The organism is Amycolatopsis sp. WGS_07 (genome assembly GCF_045278895.1).
Classification (GTDB): Bacteria; Actinomycetota; Actinomycetes; order Mycobacteriales; family Pseudonocardiaceae; genus Amycolatopsis.
Genome location: NZ_CP136053.1, coordinates 7,798,991 through 7,816,362 on the forward strand (window position 1 = coordinate 7,798,991; position 17,372 = coordinate 7,816,362).

General features: G+C 71.4%; 18 protein-coding genes. 8 read left to right on the plus strand and 10 right to left on the minus strand.

Annotation, left to right across the window (positions count from 1 at the left end; translation table 11 throughout):
* Window positions 1-13: 13 nt before the first annotated feature.
* A complete protein-coding gene (locus tag RPX00_RS36580) occupies window positions 14-862 on the minus strand; it encodes a helix-turn-helix transcriptional regulator (protein WP_406632300.1) in 849 nt (282 codons plus the stop codon).
* A gap of 106 nt (window positions 863-968) precedes the next feature.
* Between RPX00_RS36580 and RPX00_RS36585 the strand changes: the two genes are divergently transcribed.
* Together RPX00_RS36585 and RPX00_RS36590 are read left to right on the plus strand one after the other, a co-directional pair.
* Window positions 969-1,547: a TetR/AcrR family transcriptional regulator gene (locus tag RPX00_RS36585; protein WP_406632302.1), complete on the plus strand. Its 579-nt coding sequence runs from the start codon at window positions 969-971 to the stop codon at window positions 1,545-1,547.
* Between the two features lie 48 nt (window positions 1,548-1,595).
* Window positions 1,596-2,474: an alpha/beta fold hydrolase gene (locus tag RPX00_RS36590; protein ID WP_406632304.1), complete on the plus strand. Its 879-nt coding sequence runs from the start codon at window positions 1,596-1,598 to the stop codon at window positions 2,472-2,474.
* A gap of 56 nt (window positions 2,475-2,530) precedes the next feature.
* Here RPX00_RS36590 and RPX00_RS36595 read toward each other — a convergent pair whose 3' ends face one another.
* Both RPX00_RS36595 and RPX00_RS36600 read right to left on the minus strand, forming a co-directional pair.
* Window positions 2,531-3,019 carry a DinB family protein gene (locus RPX00_RS36595; RefSeq protein WP_406632306.1) on the minus strand — a complete coding sequence of 163 codons (489 nt, stop codon included), beginning with the start codon at window positions 3,017-3,019 and terminating at the stop codon, window positions 2,531-2,533.
* Between the two features lie 223 nt (window positions 3,020-3,242).
* Entirely contained in the window at window positions 3,243-4,316 is a 1,074-nt protein-coding gene (locus RPX00_RS36600; protein ID WP_406632307.1) for a hypothetical protein, read from the minus strand.
* A 339-nt stretch (window positions 4,317-4,655) separates the two neighbouring features.
* Here RPX00_RS36600 and RPX00_RS36605 point away from each other — a divergent pair, with 339 nt between their 5' ends.
* Window positions 4,656-5,300, plus strand: a complete 645-nt coding sequence (locus RPX00_RS36605; protein ID WP_406632309.1) for a lytic polysaccharide monooxygenase — start codon at window positions 4,656-4,658, stop codon at window positions 5,298-5,300.
* A 160-nt stretch (window positions 5,301-5,460) separates the two neighbouring features.
* Here the strand turns inward: RPX00_RS36605 and RPX00_RS36610 are convergent, their stop codons facing one another.
* A complete protein-coding gene (locus tag RPX00_RS36610) occupies window positions 5,461-6,441 on the minus strand; it encodes a GNAT family N-acetyltransferase (protein WP_406632311.1) in 981 nt (326 codons plus the stop codon).
* 10 nt (window positions 6,442-6,451) lie between these two features.
* Window positions 6,452-7,648 carry a cytochrome P450 gene (locus tag RPX00_RS36615; protein WP_406632312.1) on the minus strand — a complete coding sequence of 399 codons (1,197 nt, stop codon included), beginning with the start codon at window positions 7,646-7,648 and terminating at the stop codon, window positions 6,452-6,454.
* A gap of 293 nt (window positions 7,649-7,941) precedes the next feature.
* Between RPX00_RS36615 and RPX00_RS36620 the strand changes: the two genes are divergently transcribed.
* Entirely contained in the window at window positions 7,942-8,685 is a 744-nt protein-coding gene (locus RPX00_RS36620; protein ID WP_406632314.1) for a BTAD domain-containing putative transcriptional regulator, read from the plus strand.
* Here the strand turns inward: RPX00_RS36620 and RPX00_RS36625 are convergent.
* Window positions 8,682-9,563 (minus strand): LysR family transcriptional regulator, encoded by an 882-nt coding sequence (locus RPX00_RS36625; RefSeq protein ID WP_406632316.1) that lies wholly within the window; start codon window positions 9,561-9,563, stop codon window positions 8,682-8,684. The two genes, RPX00_RS36620 and RPX00_RS36625, sit on opposite strands and share 4 nt — an antisense overlap.
* A 132-nt stretch (window positions 9,564-9,695) precedes the next feature.
* Between RPX00_RS36625 and RPX00_RS36630 the strand changes: the two genes are divergently transcribed.
* Window positions 9,696-10,397, plus strand: a complete 702-nt coding sequence (locus RPX00_RS36630; protein WP_406632318.1) for a flavodoxin family protein — start codon at window positions 9,696-9,698, stop codon at window positions 10,395-10,397.
* A 116-nt stretch (window positions 10,398-10,513) separates the two neighbouring features.
* On the opposite strand, the gene RPX00_RS36635 is transcribed toward RPX00_RS36630, so the two are convergent.
* Window positions 10,514-11,635 carry an FAD-dependent oxidoreductase gene (locus RPX00_RS36635; RefSeq protein WP_406632320.1) on the minus strand — a complete coding sequence of 374 codons (1,122 nt, stop codon included), beginning with the start codon at window positions 11,633-11,635 and terminating at the stop codon, window positions 10,514-10,516.
* A 78-nt stretch (window positions 11,636-11,713) separates the two neighbouring features.
* Here RPX00_RS36635 and RPX00_RS36640 point away from each other — a divergent pair, with 78 nt between their 5' ends.
* Window positions 11,714-12,409 carry a TetR/AcrR family transcriptional regulator gene (locus RPX00_RS36640; RefSeq protein WP_406632322.1) on the plus strand — a complete coding sequence of 232 codons (696 nt, stop codon included), beginning with the start codon at window positions 11,714-11,716 and terminating at the stop codon, window positions 12,407-12,409.
* Window positions 12,406-13,569 carry a tyrosine-type recombinase/integrase gene (locus RPX00_RS36645; RefSeq protein WP_406632324.1) on the plus strand — a complete coding sequence of 388 codons (1,164 nt, stop codon included), beginning with the start codon at window positions 12,406-12,408 and terminating at the stop codon, window positions 13,567-13,569. The genes RPX00_RS36640 and RPX00_RS36645 overlap by 4 nt, the downstream gene beginning before the upstream one ends.
* 12 nt (window positions 13,570-13,581) lie before the next feature.
* Here the strand turns inward: RPX00_RS36645 and RPX00_RS36650 are convergent, their stop codons facing one another.
* Together RPX00_RS36650 and RPX00_RS36655 are read right to left on the minus strand one after the other, a co-directional pair.
* Entirely contained in the window at window positions 13,582-14,334 is a 753-nt protein-coding gene (locus tag RPX00_RS36650) for a hypothetical protein (RefSeq protein ID WP_406632326.1), read from the minus strand.
* 27 nt (window positions 14,335-14,361) lie between these two features.
* Window positions 14,362-15,048 carry a TetR/AcrR family transcriptional regulator gene (locus RPX00_RS36655; protein ID WP_406632328.1) on the minus strand — a complete coding sequence of 229 codons (687 nt, stop codon included), beginning with the start codon at window positions 15,046-15,048 and terminating at the stop codon, window positions 14,362-14,364.
* 84 nt (window positions 15,049-15,132) lie between these two features.
* Here RPX00_RS36655 and RPX00_RS36660 point away from each other — a divergent pair, with 84 nt between their 5' ends.
* Complete coding sequence (locus RPX00_RS36660) at window positions 15,133-16,269, plus strand: FAD-dependent oxidoreductase (protein WP_406632329.1); 1,137 nt, start codon at window positions 15,133-15,135, stop codon at window positions 16,267-16,269.
* Window positions 16,270-16,380: 111 nt separating this feature from the next.
* On the opposite strand, the gene RPX00_RS36665 is transcribed toward RPX00_RS36660, so the two are convergent.
* A complete protein-coding gene (locus tag RPX00_RS36665) occupies window positions 16,381-17,310 on the minus strand; it encodes an AraC family transcriptional regulator (protein WP_406632330.1) in 930 nt (309 codons plus the stop codon).
* Window positions 17,311-17,372: the final 62 nt, after the last annotated feature.

Here is a 17,372-nt window from a genome sequence, read left to right on the forward strand (position 1 = left end):
TCGGGCAAGAAGGTCAGGACCGGGCGGGTTCGCTGCCCCAGCTGGCCAGCAGCCGCAGGCGTTCTTCGGACGGCGACCCGGCCTGGGCGGTGTAGACCACGAGCGACTGTCCCGGGTCGGCGACCGAGGTGAAGATCTCGTACTGCAGTTCCAGATCGCCCGCCACCGGATGACGAAGCCGTTTGAGACCGGTGCTGCGTTCCTGGACGCGGTGTTCCGACCACCACGCCGGGAACTCGGGCGAACGCATCATCAGCTCGCCGATCAGGTTGGCGATCCGCTGATTGCGCGGCTGGGCGGCCGCGGCCAGCCGCAACCCGTGCACGTAGTCACGGGCGACGCGCTCCCAGTCGCACCACACCAGACGCGCCCGCGGATCCAGCAGCGTCCAGCGCGCCATGCTGCGTTCCTGGCGCGGCAGCTCGGCCACCCCGGGAAACAGCAACGCCCACAACGCATTCCCGCCGACGACCGTGAGATTCCGGTCGCTGACGAACGCGGACGCCAGCTCCATCGAGTCCAGCACCTGCCGCAGCGCGGGCCGCAGCCGTGCCGAGTGGTCCGTCCGGTCCTGGTGCCCGGCGGTGGCGCCCGCGAGGGCGAACAGATGCCGCCGTTCGATGTCGTCGAACCGCAGCGCGTCGCAGAGGGCGTGCAGCACCTGTTCCGACGGCTGCCGGGCCCGGCCTTGTTCCAGCCGGGTGTAGTACTCGGTGCTCACCCCGGCCAGCTGCGCGACCTCGCCGCGCCGCAGACCGGCGACCCGGCGGCCGCCGCCGAACTCGGCCGGAAGACCGATCTCGTCCGGCGTGAGCCCCGCGCGGCGGGCCCGCAGGAACTCGCCCAAGTCGTTCTTGCCCATGCCTCGAGTCTGCCTTCCGCCCCCAAGATCACCAAGGGCGTAGCTGGCCCTGCCAGTACTACCCTCTTTCTTGAACGCACGATCCAGAAAGAGGTACAGTGCGGTCATGGTCAGGACACGCGAGTTCGACACCGAAGCGGCCGTGAGCCAGGCGATGGAGCTGTTCTGGACGCGCGGCTACGAAGCGACCTCGGTGCGCGAACTGACCCAGCACCTCAGGATCGGCCAGGGTTCCCTGTACGCCGCGTTCGGCGACAAAGACGGCCTCTACCGGGCCGCACTGGAGCACTACCGCACCACGCTCGCGGCAACTGCCGTGGAGGGCTTGAAGAACGGCGCCGACGCCCGCTCGGCGATCCGGACGCTGCTGGTCGAGCGAATCCGGATCGCCGCAGCGGACGACGGCCGGGGCTGCCTGGCGGTCAACGCCGTCTGCGAACGCCTGCCCGGGGACCCGGCGACCCGCCGCACAGTTCAGGACATGCAGGACGCGAGCCGCGACGCACTCGCCGAGGTGCTGCGCGTCGCGGCGGAGCGAGGCGAGATCGCGGCACGGCACGATCCTCAGACGCTGGCCGCCTTCCTGGTCACCTTCCTCAATGGACTGCTGGTCACCGCGAAGATCACCCCGGACGTCCGCGCCCTCGAATCCCTCGCGGAGGTGGCCCTGGCCGTCCTCGGCTGAGTTTTTCTGCCGTCAATCTGGATCGCACGTTCAAGAAAGAAGGATTCCATGCACGACCACGACGGAACGCCAGTGCGCACCGGCCGCGCCACGGTCAACGGAACGAGCCTGCACTACCGGACGGCGGGTTCCGGCCCCGCGGTGGTGCTGCTGCACGGCGTGCCCAAAACCGGTTACCACTGGCGGTACCTCGTCCCGAAGCTGACGCCGCAGTACACCGTCGTCGTCCCGGACCTGCGCGGCCTCGGCGATTCCGCCCGCCCCGCCGGCGGATACGACTCCGCGACGATGAGCGACGACGTCGCCGCCCTGATGACGAGCCTCGGCCACGAGAACTACGCCGTCGTGGGGGAGGACTGGGGCGCGGTGATCGGCTACCAGCTCGCGGCCCGCCACCGCGACCGCGTGACCGCGCTGGTGTTCGCCGAAGCGCTGTTCCCCGGCTTCGGCTTCGAGGACCACACCGCGCTCACCCCCGAAAACGTCGCCAGCGGGATGCACCTGTGGCATCTGGGCTTCTACTTCCAGCCGGACGTCCCCGAAATGCTGATCGCCGGCCATGAACGCGAGCTGATCACGTACATGATCAAGTTCGAACGCAGCCGTCCGGACAGCGCCACGCCCGACGCGATCGAGGAGTACGTCCGCTGCTACTCCATGCCCGGCGGCATCCGCGCGATGCTCGCGATCTACCGGTCGATGCTCGTCGACGCGGAGCAGAACCGGCTAGCCGCGCAACGGAAACTCGACATCCCCGCCCTGGCGCTCGGCGGGTCGGCCTTCATCGGCGAACGCGCGGAAGCGCAGATGCGGATCATGGCCGACGACGTCACCGGACACGTTTTCGACGCCGGGCACGACCTCGCCGAGGAGGTCCCCGACGAGATGGCCGACGCCCTGCTGCCGTTCCTGGCCAAACACCAGTAGCCCGGCGGCGCCGCACGACCCCCAGGGGTTCCGCGCGGCACCGCCGAAGCCCCGGGTCAGGACAGCGGCTGGTCGATCTGCTCGCGCAGGATGTCGCCGTGCCCCGCGTGCCGGGCGAATTCCTGGATCATCGCGAGCAGCGTCCAGCGCATGCTGACGGTGCCCTCGCCGGGGAATTCCTTGGTGTCGTCAAGGCTGAAACGCGCCGCGATCTCCCGCGACCGCTGACTGGCGCGCTCGTACTCGGCGATCACGTCTTCGACGGTCTCCTCGTCCGTGACGGTGAAGGTCCCGACGTCCCGCTTCGAGTACCCGTCGCATTCGGACTCCTCAAGCCCGGCCCAAAACCGCTGGAACCAAATGCGTTCCGCCGCGGCGGCGTGCTTGACCACGGAGATCGGCGTCGACAGCGACGCGACGAGCCGCCGTCGAGCGTCCTCTTCGGACAGACCGCGCAGGGTCTCGACCAGCGCTTCGCGGTTGCGGTCGAGCGTGTTCTCCAGCAGCGCGCGCTCGCTGCCGTCGGTGATGCGTTCGGTGGGCATGGTTCTACTCCGTTTCTTGGGCAGGACGGGGACTCGCGGACAACGCCCGCGTGATTTCGGGGGACGACCTGACGAGGCCGGGATCGTTCGAATGCTCACCAGAGGGAGCGCGCCGATGCGGGCCGGGACAGGCACCGCAGGCGGTTCGGAAGTTATTCAACCACAACCCGGCCGGGCGTGGCGGCCGCTGCACGACCCGCTTGTGTCGTGCAGCGGCACCCAGCTATTCAGCGTCTTCCGCTGGTTCCTCCTGCTTCTCCGCCTCGCGAAGCTGGTGCAGCTCGTCCAACTCCGCCTGTTGCGCCGCGACGCGAGCACGCAGTTCTCCCAGCTCAGCGTGCAACGGCGCGAGCGTCTCGGCGTACCCCTTCGTCGCCTCACTCAACTGCGCCGCGGATTCGGCGACCCGCTGATCAGCCGCCGCCTGGACGCCCCGCACCCGCTCATCCGCCTCGGCCGCCTGCTCGCGCAACCGTCGTTCCTGGTCGCGCATCCGGCTCTCGTGTTCCGCGGTCAGCGACGTCCGGAGTTCCTGCTGCGCTTCCGCCGCGGCGCGGCGAGCCTGTTCCAAGTCCTCCACAGCCGTCGCCCGCAACGCCGAGATCTCGCGCTGCAACGCGGTGACCCGGTCGTGTGCCGCGGCTGCTTGCTCGAGCGCCCGCTGCCGGTTGTTCTCCGCCTCATCGCGCACGGCCAACGCGGCTGCCTGCGCTTTCCTTGCCGCAGCAGCGTCCGCGAGCGCCGCGTCGCGTTCCTTCCGGTCCGCCTCGGACTGCTGGCGCGCCTCAGCCTCAGCTGCACGCGCCTCCTCTGCGGCGTTCACCGCCTGCGCGCGCTCCGCGTTCGCCGCCCGGGCCTGCTCCACCGCCTCGTCACGCGCGGACTCGGCCTCCTCCCGAGCCGCGATGGCCGCCGCGGTCTGGTCGGTGACGTGCGTGCGCAACGCGGACAGCTCAGCGTGCAGCGGATCCAGCGCCGACAGCGCCGAGCCGAGCTGCTCGTCGAGCGCCTGGGTGTCGAGCAGGGTCATCGGCTGGTCCGGGCCGTAGACGGTCACCCAGATCTCGCGCTGCTCGTCGAGCATCGCGCACGTGACGACCTTCGCGCCCCACTTCCCGTACCGCTCCGGATCGGCCGGGCAGTACGGCGTCGGCCGCCCGCCTTGCCGGGGGATGGGCGGCAGCGGACGCCCGCAGTAAGCACACCCCGCCTCGTCCCCGGCGGCCAGCGCGCGCACGGTCGCCTCCCGCCGCTCCTCCCGGCTCCCACGCCGGATCGGCGGCCCCTCGGTCTCCATCAATGCCCCTTTCCGCAGGTGAAAGACACTCTACAGTTAGGGTTTCAATACTCAAACCTGAGGTATCAGATACAAAACACAAACTGATGACTGGACGGAGAGGTGAAGGAGTATATGGATAACTGAGATTATTCATACAGTCATTGCCGAGGGGCGCGGCGGAGCGAGATAGGGCATGCCGGTCGCCGCGAACACGCCGCAAGCCCCCGCGCCGTCCGGGGCGCCGAGGCGAGGGGAGCACGCGCGAAATCGCTCGCGCCCGACTTTCGGGCCTACAAGCCGTCGTAGCGGGGCACCTACCGTGGTGTGGTCTAGACCTCTCGTGAGAGGAACCGCGCGATGAAGTTTTCCCGCTCCGCCGTCAAAGTCGCGATACTGACCGCCGTGCTCGGCACGGCCTCGGCGTTCACCGCCGTCCCCGCCCTCGCGCACGGCTCGATGGGCAACCCGGTCAGCCGGATCATGCAGTGTTTCCAGGAGGGTCCGGAGGACCCGCAGTCCGCCGCGTGCAAGGCCGCCGTCGCGGCGGGCGACAGCTGGCCGATCTACGACTGGGACGAGGTCAACATCGGCGACGCCAGCGGCCACAGCCGCGAGATCATCCCGGACGGCAAGCTGTGCAGCGCCGGCCGGGACAAGTACAAGGGGCTCGACCTCGCCCGCGCCGACTGGCCGGCGACCACGCTGCCGAGCAGCGGCCCGTACACCTTCCAGTACCAGCTGACCGCCGCGCACGAGGGCACCTTCGAGCTGTACGTCACCAAGCCGGGCTACGACCCGACGAAACCGCTCAAGTGGTCCGACCTGGAGGACACCCCGTTCTACAAGCAGGACAACCCGCCGATCGCCGGCAACGCCTACCAGCTCAAGGCGAACATTCCCGGCGGGCGCACCGGAAGGCACCTGATCTACTCGATCTGGCAACGCCACTGGCCCGACTCCGGCGAAGCCTTCTACTCCTGCTCGGACGTGATCTTCCGCTGATCTCCGGCAGGCACAGCCAGGCCACGGCCGAGCTGAATGCTTTCGGGCTGGCGGCGGCCACGCTCACCACGCTGCCTCCGCCTCTGCGTGATCACCGGCTTCGCTGGCCCCGGCAAGTGCTGCCGGGGCCAGCGAAGCCGTTCCTTGTCCAAGCAAGCCGTCACAGCTCCCGGTTGACCACGCTCCCCGTCCGCACGGTCGCGAACCCCAGCCGGTGGTTCACCTCGATCATGTGCGTGTTGCCCGCCCCGGTCGCGGTCCAGACCTGTTCCGCGTCAGGGCGGTCCGCGGTGAACCACCGCAGCATCGCGGACTTCATCGCCAGCCCCAGTCCTCGCCCGCGGTGTGCGGCGAGCACCGCGGTGTCGCCCTGCTGCAGCCGGTGCGGCATCAGCGGCCGCGACTCCATCACCGTCAGGCCCGCGACCTCGCCCTCGGAATCGACCGCCACGACGGCCCGGTGCTCGATGTCCCGCGAGCGGCAAGCGGCTTCGATCCGGCGGATCCGGTCGGCCGACCATTCCTGCGCGGCCAGCCCGGACCCGCCGAGCGGTGCGTCGGCGATCGCGCCGCGGGCTTTCGCGTACTCCTCGACGAGGTCGTCCGGAGCGGAGCCGATCCAGCGCACCAGCCGGTACCCGCCGGGCACGGCGACCTCCCACCGGCGACGGTCGACCTCGCTCAGCTCCATGATCTGCAGGACCGCGGTGTGCACGATCCGGAACCCGAGCCCCTGCGCCCAGCTTTCGCCGGGGCCGCCGAGCGTGAGGTTCCATCCCTCCACGAGGGTCCGGCCGCGTTCCCGCAGCATCGGTTCCAGCGCGTGCAGCAGCTCCGTGCCGATGCCCTGCCGGCGCACGTCCGGGTGCACGTGGATCCGCACGGCGGCGACGTGCTCGGTCCCGCCGTCGGGCAGGTTCACGATCGCCCTGGCGACGAGGCGGCCGTCCCGGTGCGCCGTCCACACGAGCTGCTCGCCGGACTGGACCTGCGGTGCGCGCAGCGTGGAGATCGTCTCCTGGCGGGTGAAGGCCGGGCGTTCCGGGGAATCCGCCTGGTAGGCCGAAAACTGCAGTTGGTGCAGCTCGTCCCATTCCGCGTCGCTCGCCCGGTCGACGTCGAACAGCCGCACGTCCAGCATGTCCGCCAAGTTACCGCCAGCGCGGCGACGCTGTCCGGCGAACTGACACCTGGACCGGCAGCGACGTCAGCCCGCGCAGGGTCGCGGTGTCCTCCCAGACCGGGGCGCCGGCGAGGGTGAGCGTGATTCCGTTGTCCCGCAGGCAGCAGAAGAGCGTGCGCAGTTGCAGGCCGACCAGCGCGGCGCCGAGACACGAGTGGGCGCCACGGCCGAATCCGAGGTGAAGGCCGCGTTGGGGACGCGGATTCACCTCGTCCGGGCAGGGAAACACCGCGGGATCCCGGTTCGCGGCGGCCAGCAGCACGATCACCGTGTCGCCGCGGCGGATGCGCTGGCCGCCCAGTTCCCCGTCGGCGACGCACATCCGGCCGTCGGCCTGGACCGAACCGTCGAGGCGGACCAGCTCGTCGGCGAGTTCTTCGGCACCGTCCACTCCGGACAGCAGATCCAGCAGCCCCGGCCGGCGCGCCAGCCGCAGCAGGACCGCGCCGAGCAGGCGGCTGGACGACTCGTAGCCCGCGTGCAGGACCGCCCGCAGCGAATTCGCCAGCAGGTCTGAGGAAATGCCCGTTCGCGCGCACCGCGCCCGGTTCGCGGCGGCGACGAAACCGGTCTGGTTCTCGTCGGCGAGCCAGCCGGAGACGAGTTCGCTCAGTTCGGCGCGGGCCCGGTTTCCGGCCTCGGCGCGCGACGGGTCGAGGCCGGCGTCCATGCTGCGCACGATGGCGTTGGAGCGAAGCTCGAAATCGGCGCCGTCCGGCGGTTGCACGCCGAGGTAGCGGCTGATCGTGTCGAGTGCGATCGGGCGGGCGAAGCCCCAGACGAGGTCGGCCGGGCGGGAATCGGCCAGCGCGAGCAGCCGGGCGGTCATGGCGGCGCGCAGGTGCTCGGCCATGGCGCGCTGCGGCAGCTGGTGCAGCGCGGAGACCAGCAGGCGGCGGATCCCGGTGTGCTCCGGCGGGTCGAGCCGCTGCAGGCTCGCCGACGCGGCGGGTACCTCGATCCCGGCGCGGCGGAAATCCGAGGCGTAGCGGGAGGAATCGGCGATCACCTGGCGTCCGGCGGCGTGCTCGGTGACCACCCAGGAGCCCAGCATCCCGTGCCAGTACACCGGATGTTCCTCGCGCAGCCTGCGGTAGTACGGATGCGGATCGGCGAGCACGCGCGGGTCGAGCGGCTCGTAGTACGGGTCGTGCTGCGGTGCCAAGTCGTCCTCCGGTTCCGGCGGGTCGGAGCGGGCGCGTCGCGGCCGGCCCCGGTCACGACGCGCCCGCGGATGCGGCCCGGCCGGGTCAGTGGAGGTACAGCATGGGCATTCACCTCCCGATTCCCGTTCGAGGGGGCGGGATTCCGTTCTGGCGCACCGGGCGCGTTCTCGGCGTGGAGCGTCGCTGCCCGGGCCGTCGCCCATCGTGGCCGGGGCGCCTTGTCGAAACCTTGCAGCGACCTTGAAACGACCGCGGCGGGGCTGGTATCCCGGAAGCAACCCAGGGAGGTTCCGTGTGCGCCACCGAGGTGAGGGTTCTCGGCGAGGTCGAAATCCGGGTCGGCGGAAGGACTCTCGCATTGGGCCCGCCGCGCCAGCGCCGGCTCCTCTCGGCGCTTCTGGTCGAGCCGAACGTGCAGATCTCGACCGGCGAGCTGATCAGCCGGGTCTGGAACGGGGCGCCGCCGCCGCGCGTGCACAACGCGCTCTACAGCTACGTTTCCCGGCTCCGCGCGGTGTTCCAGTGCAGCGATCGGCTGATCCTGACGCGCGGGCACCGCGGATACGTGCTGATCGTCGACGATGACGACGTCGACCTGTGCCGGTTCCGCGCCCTGGTGTCGCGCGCCCGGCAGCCCGGCGGCGACCGGCGGCGCGCGAAACTGGCGTACGAAACGGCCTTGTCATTGTGCCGCGGCGCCCCGTTCGTCGATGTCGACGCCGCGTGGCTGGCGGATCTGCGCGGCCGGTTCGCCGCCGAACGGCTCGGCGCGGAGCTGGATCTGTTCGACATCTGCCTGCGGGAAGGGCAGTCCTCGGAGCTGCTCGGGCCGCTGAACCATTACGCCGCCGAGCATCCGCTGGACGAGCGCATCGCGGCGCAGCTGATGACGGTCCTGTGCCGCCACGGCCGCCAGGCGGACGCGCTGCGCCGCTACGCGGGGCTGAGCCGCCGCCTCCGCAACGAACTGGGCGTCGATCCCGGCGCGCGGCTGGCGGAACTGCACGGCCGGATCCTGTCCGGCGCGTGTCCCTAGGACGTCTGCAGCAGCAGGTCCCGGAGCGCGAGCGCGACCTTCGACGGCTTTTCGGGCAGGAGGACGACCTGGTCGGCGGTCGTCGAAGGACCGGCCAGCGGGATGATCCGCAGGCCCGGCGGCTGGTGGTCCAGCGCCGACTCGACGGTGATCCCGATGCCGGTTCCGGCCGCGACGTGGGCGGCGATCGCCTGCACGCTGTCGGCGGTCCGGATGATCCGCAGGTCGGCGCCGCTGATCCGGAAGGCGGACAGCAGCCGGTCGCAGAGGCCGCTGTTGATCTGGTGCGGCCAGGTCAACAGCGCGGTCGAGGACAGCTCGGCCGCGGTCAGTTCGGCATGTGCGGCAAGGGAATGCGCCTCAGGCACGAGCGCGACGAACCGTTCGGCGGACAGCACTCTCGCCCGCACGCCGCTGATCCCGCCGGTCGCCCAGCCGATGCCGAGCCCGACGGTTTCCGCGCGGATAGCGGCCAGCTGAGCGGTGGTCGGCATCGGCTCCGGCACGATCGCGACGTCCGGGAACTGCTCGCGCAGCGGCGGCAGGCAGCGCATCAGCACTTGGTGCGCGGTGTATTCGGCGTGCGCGACGACGAGAGTGGCGTTCGTCCGGTCGCCGGCGGCCAGTGAGCGGCCACGCTGGTGGAAGCGGCGCAGCTGGGCGAGGGTGGCGTGAGCGTCGGGCAGAAGCGCTTCGCCGAGATCGGTCAGCGAAACCCGGCGGCTGGTGCGGAGGAACAGCTTGCCGCCCAACGAGTTCTCGAGGCGGCGGACGGCGTCGCTGACCGTCGGCTGGCCGCGGTGCAGCCGTTCGGCGGCGCGGCCGAAGTGCAGTTCCTCCGCGACCGTGACGAAGGCTTCCAGCTCGATCCGGTCCACCGCACCAGGCTAGCCTGATCGATCGGTCTGCCCGATCGCTGGATGCCGGAGATCGGCGTTGATGGCGCGCCGGGTCCGGGATGAGATGGAGGGCAAGCAGGGGATTTCCCCACGACTGGAAGAAGTTTTCGCATGACAGCCAATGCCGTTGACCGCGTCCCCGAAGCTGCCGTGACGGTGGTCTGCCATTCGGTGCACGGGCACACCCGCCTCCTGGCCGAGCACCTCGCCGACGGAGCGCGGCAGGTGCCGGGCGTGCGGGTGCACCTCGTCGAGATCCGGGCCGAGGACGTCGTCGCGGGCCGCTGGCACGACGCCGAGGTCATGGCGCTGCTCGACCGTTCCGACGCGATCGTGCTCGGCTGCCCGACGCTGATGGGCAGCGTGTCGGCGGTGTTCAAGGCGTTCATGGAGGCCGCGTTCACGCCGTTCACGACGCAGGCGTGGAAGGACAAGCTGGCCGGCGGGTTCACCATGTCCGCGTCGCAGAGCGGCGACAAGCTGGCCGTGCTGGAGCAACTGTCGGTCTTCGCGGCGCAACTGGGCATGCAGTGGATCGGCGTAGGCGACATGCCGGGCAACAACTGGAGCGGCGGCACCCGCGACGACATCAACCGGCTCGGCTCGTGGCTCGGGCTGATGAGCCAGAGCCACGCCGACCTCGGCCCGGAGGACGCCGGATCGAGCGGCGACCGCATCACCGCGCAGCGCTACGGCGAGCGGATCGCCCGGCTGACCCAGCGGTGGGTCAACGGCGTGCCGTACGAGACCGACCGGATGACCGAGCACGAGGCCCGCGCGCTGTCGGCGTCGCTCCGGGAGACGGCAGCCTGACCCGGCGTCCTCTCCCGCAGGTCCGTGAGGGGCACCTTCACAGACCCTGATTCCCTCAGGGTTCCCCTCACGGACCTTTAAAGCGGGCATTGCGGGCCTGCTCGCAATCCAGGACCTTAGGTCCCGGCGACGAAGTCGGCGAGCAGGCCGTGCGGTGCGTCGGGACCGAACATCTGCTGTTGCAGATGAGCGCCCTCGGCCGCGGTTTCCGCACCGCGCGGGAACATCGCCTGCTCGTACTCCGCGAGCGCGGTCTCCACGTCGCCGGGATGCGCGGCGAGCGCGTTGCCGAGTTCGGCGCCGTCGAGCATGGCCAGGTTCGCGCCCTCGCCGTTGGGCGGGGCGAGGTGCGCGGCGTCGCCGATCAGGGTCACGCCGGGCACGCGCTCCCACCGGTGCCCGATCGGCAGGCCGTAGTGCGGCCGGAAGGCCGGCGCGGTGTCGCTTTCGGTGATCAGCGCGGTCAACGCCGTCGACCAGCCGTCGAACTCCGCCGCGATCCGGGCGGTCGTGGCGGCGGCGTCGGAGAAATCGATGCTGTCGAACCATTCCAGCGGCCGGGCCAGCCCGACGTAGGCGTGCAGGATCCCGTCGCGCTCGCGGTGGGCCGTGATGCCGTGGTCCGGCGCGAGCGCCAGCAGCATCCCGCCGCCGACCGCCTCGGCGGTGGCGGGGAACCGGCGGTCGGAGTCGTGGAGGAAGGTCTCGACGGACGCCGTGCCGTGGTACTCCGGCTTGGCCTGCGACAGCAGCGGCCGGACCTTCGACCAGGCTCCGTCCGCGCCGACCAGCAGGTTCGTGGTGACCGTGCTCCCGTCGGCAAAGGCGACCTCGTAGCCCTCGGCCACGGCGCGCACGCCGGCGACCTTGTGTCCCCAGTGGACAGTGCCCTCCGGAAGCGAGTCGATCAGCAGCTGCCGCAGCTCGCCGCGGTGGACTTCGGGACGGCCGCCGGTGCCGTCGTCCGGCTGTTTGAACAGCACTGTCCCGTCCCGGCTCAACAGCCGGATCTCTTGTCTCCCTTCGAGGATCAGCTTCTGGAATTCGGCGGTCAGGCCGGCGGCTTCGACGGCGAGCTGACCGTTGTAGTCGTGGATGTCGAGCAGGCCGCCCTGCGCGCGTGGCGTCGGGGACGGTTCGGCTTCGTAGACCGCCGCCGGGATTCCGTGGACGTGCAGGACGCGGGCGAGGGTGAGACCGCCGAGCCCGGCTCCGACGATCGTGACAGGCGTGTTCATGGCAAGACTCCTTCGCTAGAGAGTTCTGGTACGCCATTCCATAGTGGAACGGCACTCCAGATGTGTCAAGATGGGCGCATGGCAACGCGGACGCGCCGGGCACAGCGGCGCACGGAGGCGCTTTCCCGGGAACGCATCGTCGAGGCGGCGGTGGAACTGCTGGACGCGGCTGGCGAGAGCGGCCTGACGTTCCGGGTGCTCACCGAACGCCTCGCCACCGGGCCGGGCGCGATCTACTGGCACGTCGCGAACAAGGGCGAGCTGCTCGTCGCCGCGACCGACGCGGTGGTGGCGGACGCGCTGGCGGCGGAGCCGGCCGGGTCGCCGCGGGAGGAGGTGCACGCGGTCGCGCTCGGGCTGTTTTCCGCGATCGACGCGCATCCGTGGCTCGCCGCGCAGCTGCTGCTCCAGCTGTCGCGCAGCCCCGGCGGGCCGGTGACGCCGCGGATCCTCGAAAGCCTCGGCCGCCGGGTCCGCGCGCTCGGCGTGCCGGAAGAGCACTGGTTCACCGCGACGTCGGTGCTGATGCACTACGTCCTGGGCGCGGCCGGGCAGAACGCGGCGAACAGCCAGGTGACCGAACCGGACGCGGACCGGGCCGAATTCCTCGCCGCCACGGCGGAGGCGTGGGAGGCGCTGGATCCCGTCGAGTACGAGACGACGCGGGCGATGGCGAGCCAGATGAGCGAGCACGACGACCGCGAGCAGTTCCTCGCCGGGATCGACCTCGTGCTCGCCGGCGTCGCCGCGCTGTATCCGGGCGGGCGCGCATGACCCTCGCGCTCACCGATGCCGGGGAAGCGGGCAAGGACGCGCGGGAGCGGTTCGGGGAGTTCCTGCGCGTCTACGCGTCGCTCAACACCCGCGTCGCGTACGCGACCGATCTCGGCATCCCGCTCGACTGGGTGCCCGGCTACCAGCCGCCGGACCCGGGACGCCGGCGCGGCCGCGCCCGGCGCGCCGATCCGGACGCGCTCGCGTGGCTGCCCTGGTGCCTGCGCAACGGGTTCACGTCGTTCGCCGACGTCCGGGTGGAGCACGTCGAGCAGTGGCTGGACGAGCTGGCGCGGGCCGGATACCGCGATTCGACGCGCGGCCGGATGCTGTCGGCGGTGTCCGCGTTCTACCGCAAGTACCTGCTGCGGGAAGGCCTGGCCGGGCACAATCCCGCCGCGTTGGTGGACCGGCGGGCGCAGCATCTCAACCGTCCGTCCGGCGTCCCGTCGCAGACCGCGCGCTGGTCGTTCGACGCGTGCCGGGCGTTGCTGCTCGCGGCGTGGCTGCTGGTCGAGCACAGCCGCAACGGCCTGCGCGACCGGGCGATGGTCGAGATCCTGATCGGCACCGGCGTGCGCGCGGAGGAACTCGTCGGCGTCGATCTGGGGGACTACCGGCGTCCGACGGCGGGCGGCATCGGCGTGCTTCGCGTGCACGGCAAGGGATCCAAGGACCGCGAGGTCGCGCTCGCCGCTCCGGTGGCGGACGCGCTCGACGCCTATCTGGCGGACCGGGTCACGCCGCAGGTCCCGGCGCTGCGCGGGCAGGTCGGCGCGAACCGGGCGGAGCCGCTGTTCGTCACCGGCACCGGCGCGCGCGTGCACGTTTCGCATGTGACCGCGTTGCTGCGCCGGCTGTGCGCGACGTTCTGCCAGGAACCCAAGACCGCGCGGCTGCGGGAAGTCCTCGACACCGCCGAGGGCAGGTTCGTCGCGACACACCTGCAGCCGTTGTGCGACACCATCCACCCGCATTCGGCGCGCCATTCCTACGCGACGCACGCGATCGAGCGAGGGGTCCCGCCGCGTCAGGTGCAGCGCGACCTCGGGCACTCGGCGCTGTCGACCACGGAGGGCTACCTCCACGACGAGAACGCCATCCGGGACTCGGCCGCGCACGAACTCGCTCCGGCGCTGCATCGCGGCTGGCTCGGGTAACCGCTTCAGCGGTCAGGCCTCGATGAACGGTTCGGCGCACAACGTGCAGGTGATCGGCCCCAGCTCCAGGATCGACCGGGCCGCGCGGATCCGGCGCGGCGGTTCGCACCGGCAGATCGCCGCGACGTAGTTGGGCCCGCCGCGGTGCGCGCCGCGGCCGTCGACCGGGGCGATCACCACCGGCGGCGCGGCCGGTTCGCCCAGCTCGTCCGGTGCTTCGGGGTCGTCCGGATCGCCCGGCGGAGCGGCGACGGCGCGGCGCGCGACCTCCTGTTCGGTGTGCCGCCACACGGTCAGCGCGGCTTCAAGCCGAGCGAGTTCCTCTTGGTACGCCTCGAGAGTCCGGGGGAGCGCGGTGGTGGCGGACCAGCCGATCCGGTCGGCCTGTTCGGCGCGCAGGCCGAGTTCGGCGGCGAGCGCGGCGAACCGTTTGTTGTGGTAGCGGCCGTCGCTGACGTCGACGATGTCGCGCGTGGCGGCGAGCCCGTGCGCGGCCTCGTGCAGCGTGGTGGAGAGGATTTCGGCCGCGCCGCGCCGGAGGCCTTCCGCGCCGAGAAAGAACTCGGCGCGCGGTTCGACGCCTTCGCCGACGTGCCAGCGGGACCGCGCGAAGTGGCCGTGGATTTCGGTGGTGGTGCCCATCGTCCCGGAGGCCAGCACGAGGATCGCTTCGGGAACGTCCGCGTGCCGCCGCCGGATCTCGGCCCAGAGCCGTTCCATCGCGTGCATGACGCGGGTCGTCGGGCCCAGTGCGGCGGTGTCCATGCGCCTATCTTGCCGCTTAAGCGGTAACTAGCCGAGGGAGAGCCCGGAGAGCACCCGGTCGAGGCCGGCGGAGAAGACCGCGTCGGAGTCCGGGTGGACGGCGTCGCGGGCGGTGCGCAGCAGGGTGGGGTAGCGGCCGGTGTCGAACATCCGCTGCAGGTACGGCCCGGCGGCGCGCTGCCAGGTCTTCTCGTCGACGCCGGTGTCGTTGATGAGCCGCCGCTCGCGGATCTCGCTGCGCACGGCGCCGGTCACGTAGGCGTGCACGGTGAACACGGTGATCATGGCGTCCTCGATCGGACCGGGGCCGGCCGTGGCGGCGAGCGATGCCTCCAGGTACGCGAGCGCGTTCGGGCCGAGCCCGGGGCGTCCGCCGATCAGGTCCGCGAACCATTCGTGCCGCTGGACGGCCGCGCGGCAGCCGTGGGCGAGCGCGCGAAGGGCCGCCAGTCCCTCGGTTTCCGGATCCGGCAAGGGAATCTCGCCGTAGACGGCGTCGGTCATCAGGTCGAGCAGTTCCTCTTTGGTGTCGAGGTAGCCGTACAGCCGCATCGGCCCGGCACCGAGCGCGGCCGCGACTTTGCGCAGCGAGACCGCTTCGAGCCCGCCCTCGTCGGCGAGGGCACAGGCGGTCTCAACGATGCGGGCGCGGCTCAGCGGCGTCGGCGTCGCGCGCGCCGGCGGCTCGGGCCGCTCCCACACCAGTTCGTCCATGCTCGCCCCTTTCCCGGGTGACAGTACCGGGACGCTTCCGATACAGTGTATTTCATTAATACAGTGTATCGAGGGGGTGCCATCATGCGAATCGTCATTGCCGGGGGCGGGCTCGGCGGGCTCACTTGCGCGCGGGTGCTGCGGGTGCACGGCATCGACGCCGTGGTCTGCGAACGCGACGCCGGGCCGGGCGCGCGGGTGCAGGGCGGCACGCTGGACCTGGCGGTGGACGAAGGGCAATGGGCGCTGCGCGAGGCCGGTCTGGAAGCCGGTTACTGCGCGATCGCCCGTCCGGAGGGGCAGGACATGGTCCTGTACGACTCCGCGGGAACCTTGCTGCGCCAAGAAATCACGCCGGAAGACGGCGAGGCGCGCTGGGGCCGTCCCGAGGCCGACCGGCCGGCGCTGCGGAAGCTGCTGCTCGACGCGCTGCCCGAGGGCACTGTCCACTGGGGACACGCGGTGACCGGTGCCGAGACGCTCGGCGACGGACGGCATCGTGTCCACCTGTCCGGCGGCGAAACTCTGGAGTGCGATTTCCTGATCGGCGCGGACGGCGCGCGGTCGAGAATCCGTCCCCTGCTCACCGACGCGGAGCCGGAGCACTGCGGCGCGTACGGGATGGAGCTGGTCATCCACGACGCGGACCGGGCGCACCCGGCGGAGTCGGCTCTCGTCGGGCGAGGCAGCTTCTCCTCGATCGGGGACCGGCAGACGCTTTCCGCGCAGCGCAACGGGGACGGCACGATCCGGGTCCACCTGAGCCTGCGCGGCGACGAGAACTGGGTCGAGACGTCGGGGATCCCGTTCGACGACCCGGACCGCGCCCGCGTCGCGCTGAAGGAGCTGTTCGCCGCGTGGCCGGCGGAGTTCCTGGCGTTGCTGGACGCCACGTCCGGGCCGGTGCAGGTGTATCCGCTGACCGCGCTGCCGGTCGGGCTGCGGTGGGACCCGGCACCGGGCGTGACGCTGATCGGCGACGCGGCGCACCTGATGTCGCCGTTCGCCGGGCAGGGCGCGAACCTCGCGATGCGCGACGGCGCCGAACTCGCCCTGAACCTGGCCGAAGGCGGCGACGTGCGGAAGTTCGAGGAGGCGATGTTCGACCGCGCCGAGCCGGCCGCGCGGATGTCTGCGGACAACATGGAGCTGTTCCTGTCCGACGGCGCGGCGGAAAAGGTGCGGCACCTGTTCGCGACGATGTTCGGCGAGGAGGACTGAACTGCCCGGGGTTTGCTTGGGGCGGAAGGGTTCCCGCGCCCGGCTAGGAGATCCGACGCGTGCGGCGTGACTCCGTCCCTGGGCTGCTTCTGGCCGGATTCGGGCGGGCGCTCAGGCGGGTTCGCGCAGGCGGTAGTGCTGCGGGCTGCGCCCGTACTCCCGTTTGAACGCGGCGCTGAGCGTGAAGGGGCTGCGGTAGCCGACCTGCCGGGCGATCGCGGTGAGCGTCGCGTCCGGCTGCTGCCGCAGGAGATCGGCGGCGAGAGCGAGCCGCCAGGCGGAGAGGTAGGTCATCGGCGGCTCTCCGACCGCGTCGGTGAACCGCCGGGCCAGCGCGGCGCGGGACACGCCGGTCGCGCTCGCGAGACCGGCGACGGTCCACGGGTGTTCGGGCTGGTCCTGCAGCAGGCGCAGGGCGTGTCCGGCCACTGGGTCGCTGTGCGCGCGGTACCAGGAGGGCGCAGCCGGGCGGTCGAGCCATTCCCGCAGGACGCGGACGAGCAGCAGGTCCAGCAGCCGGTCGAGGACCGCTTCCTGTCCGGGGGTGTCGCGGTCGATCTCGGCGGCGAGCAGGGCGACCAGCGGGTCGTCCGCGGTCTCGGCGGTGACGACCGGGGGCAGCGCGGCGAGCAGCCGGCGCGAGACCTCGCCGACGGTCGGGTAGGTGCCGGTGAGCAGCACGGTCGGACCGTCGAGGCCGGATCCCCAGGTGCGGACGCCGAGGTCGGTCAGGTCGGCGAGGTGCCCGCCGTCCGGGGTGACGCAGACCTGGCCGGGCTGGATCACCGCCTGCGGCGGGGTGGCCGGGTCGTCGGCGACCAGGTACGGGTCGGGCCCGCGGAGAACGGCGACGTCGCCGGCGCCGAGCCGCACCGGCGCGTCCGCCGCCGGTCCGAGCCAGGCGTCGCCGCGGACGACCGCGAGGACGGTCAGCGGCGCCTCGTCCTCGATCCGCAGCGACCACGGCGGGCGCAGCACTGACCGGAGCAGGAACGCGCCGTGCGCGCGGGGTCCTTCGAGCAACGCGGTGAGCGGGTCCACCAGGCGAGGCTAGCGCCGGCCTCGATGAGACGACAACGCATGCCTTCGAGCGGATAGCCGAT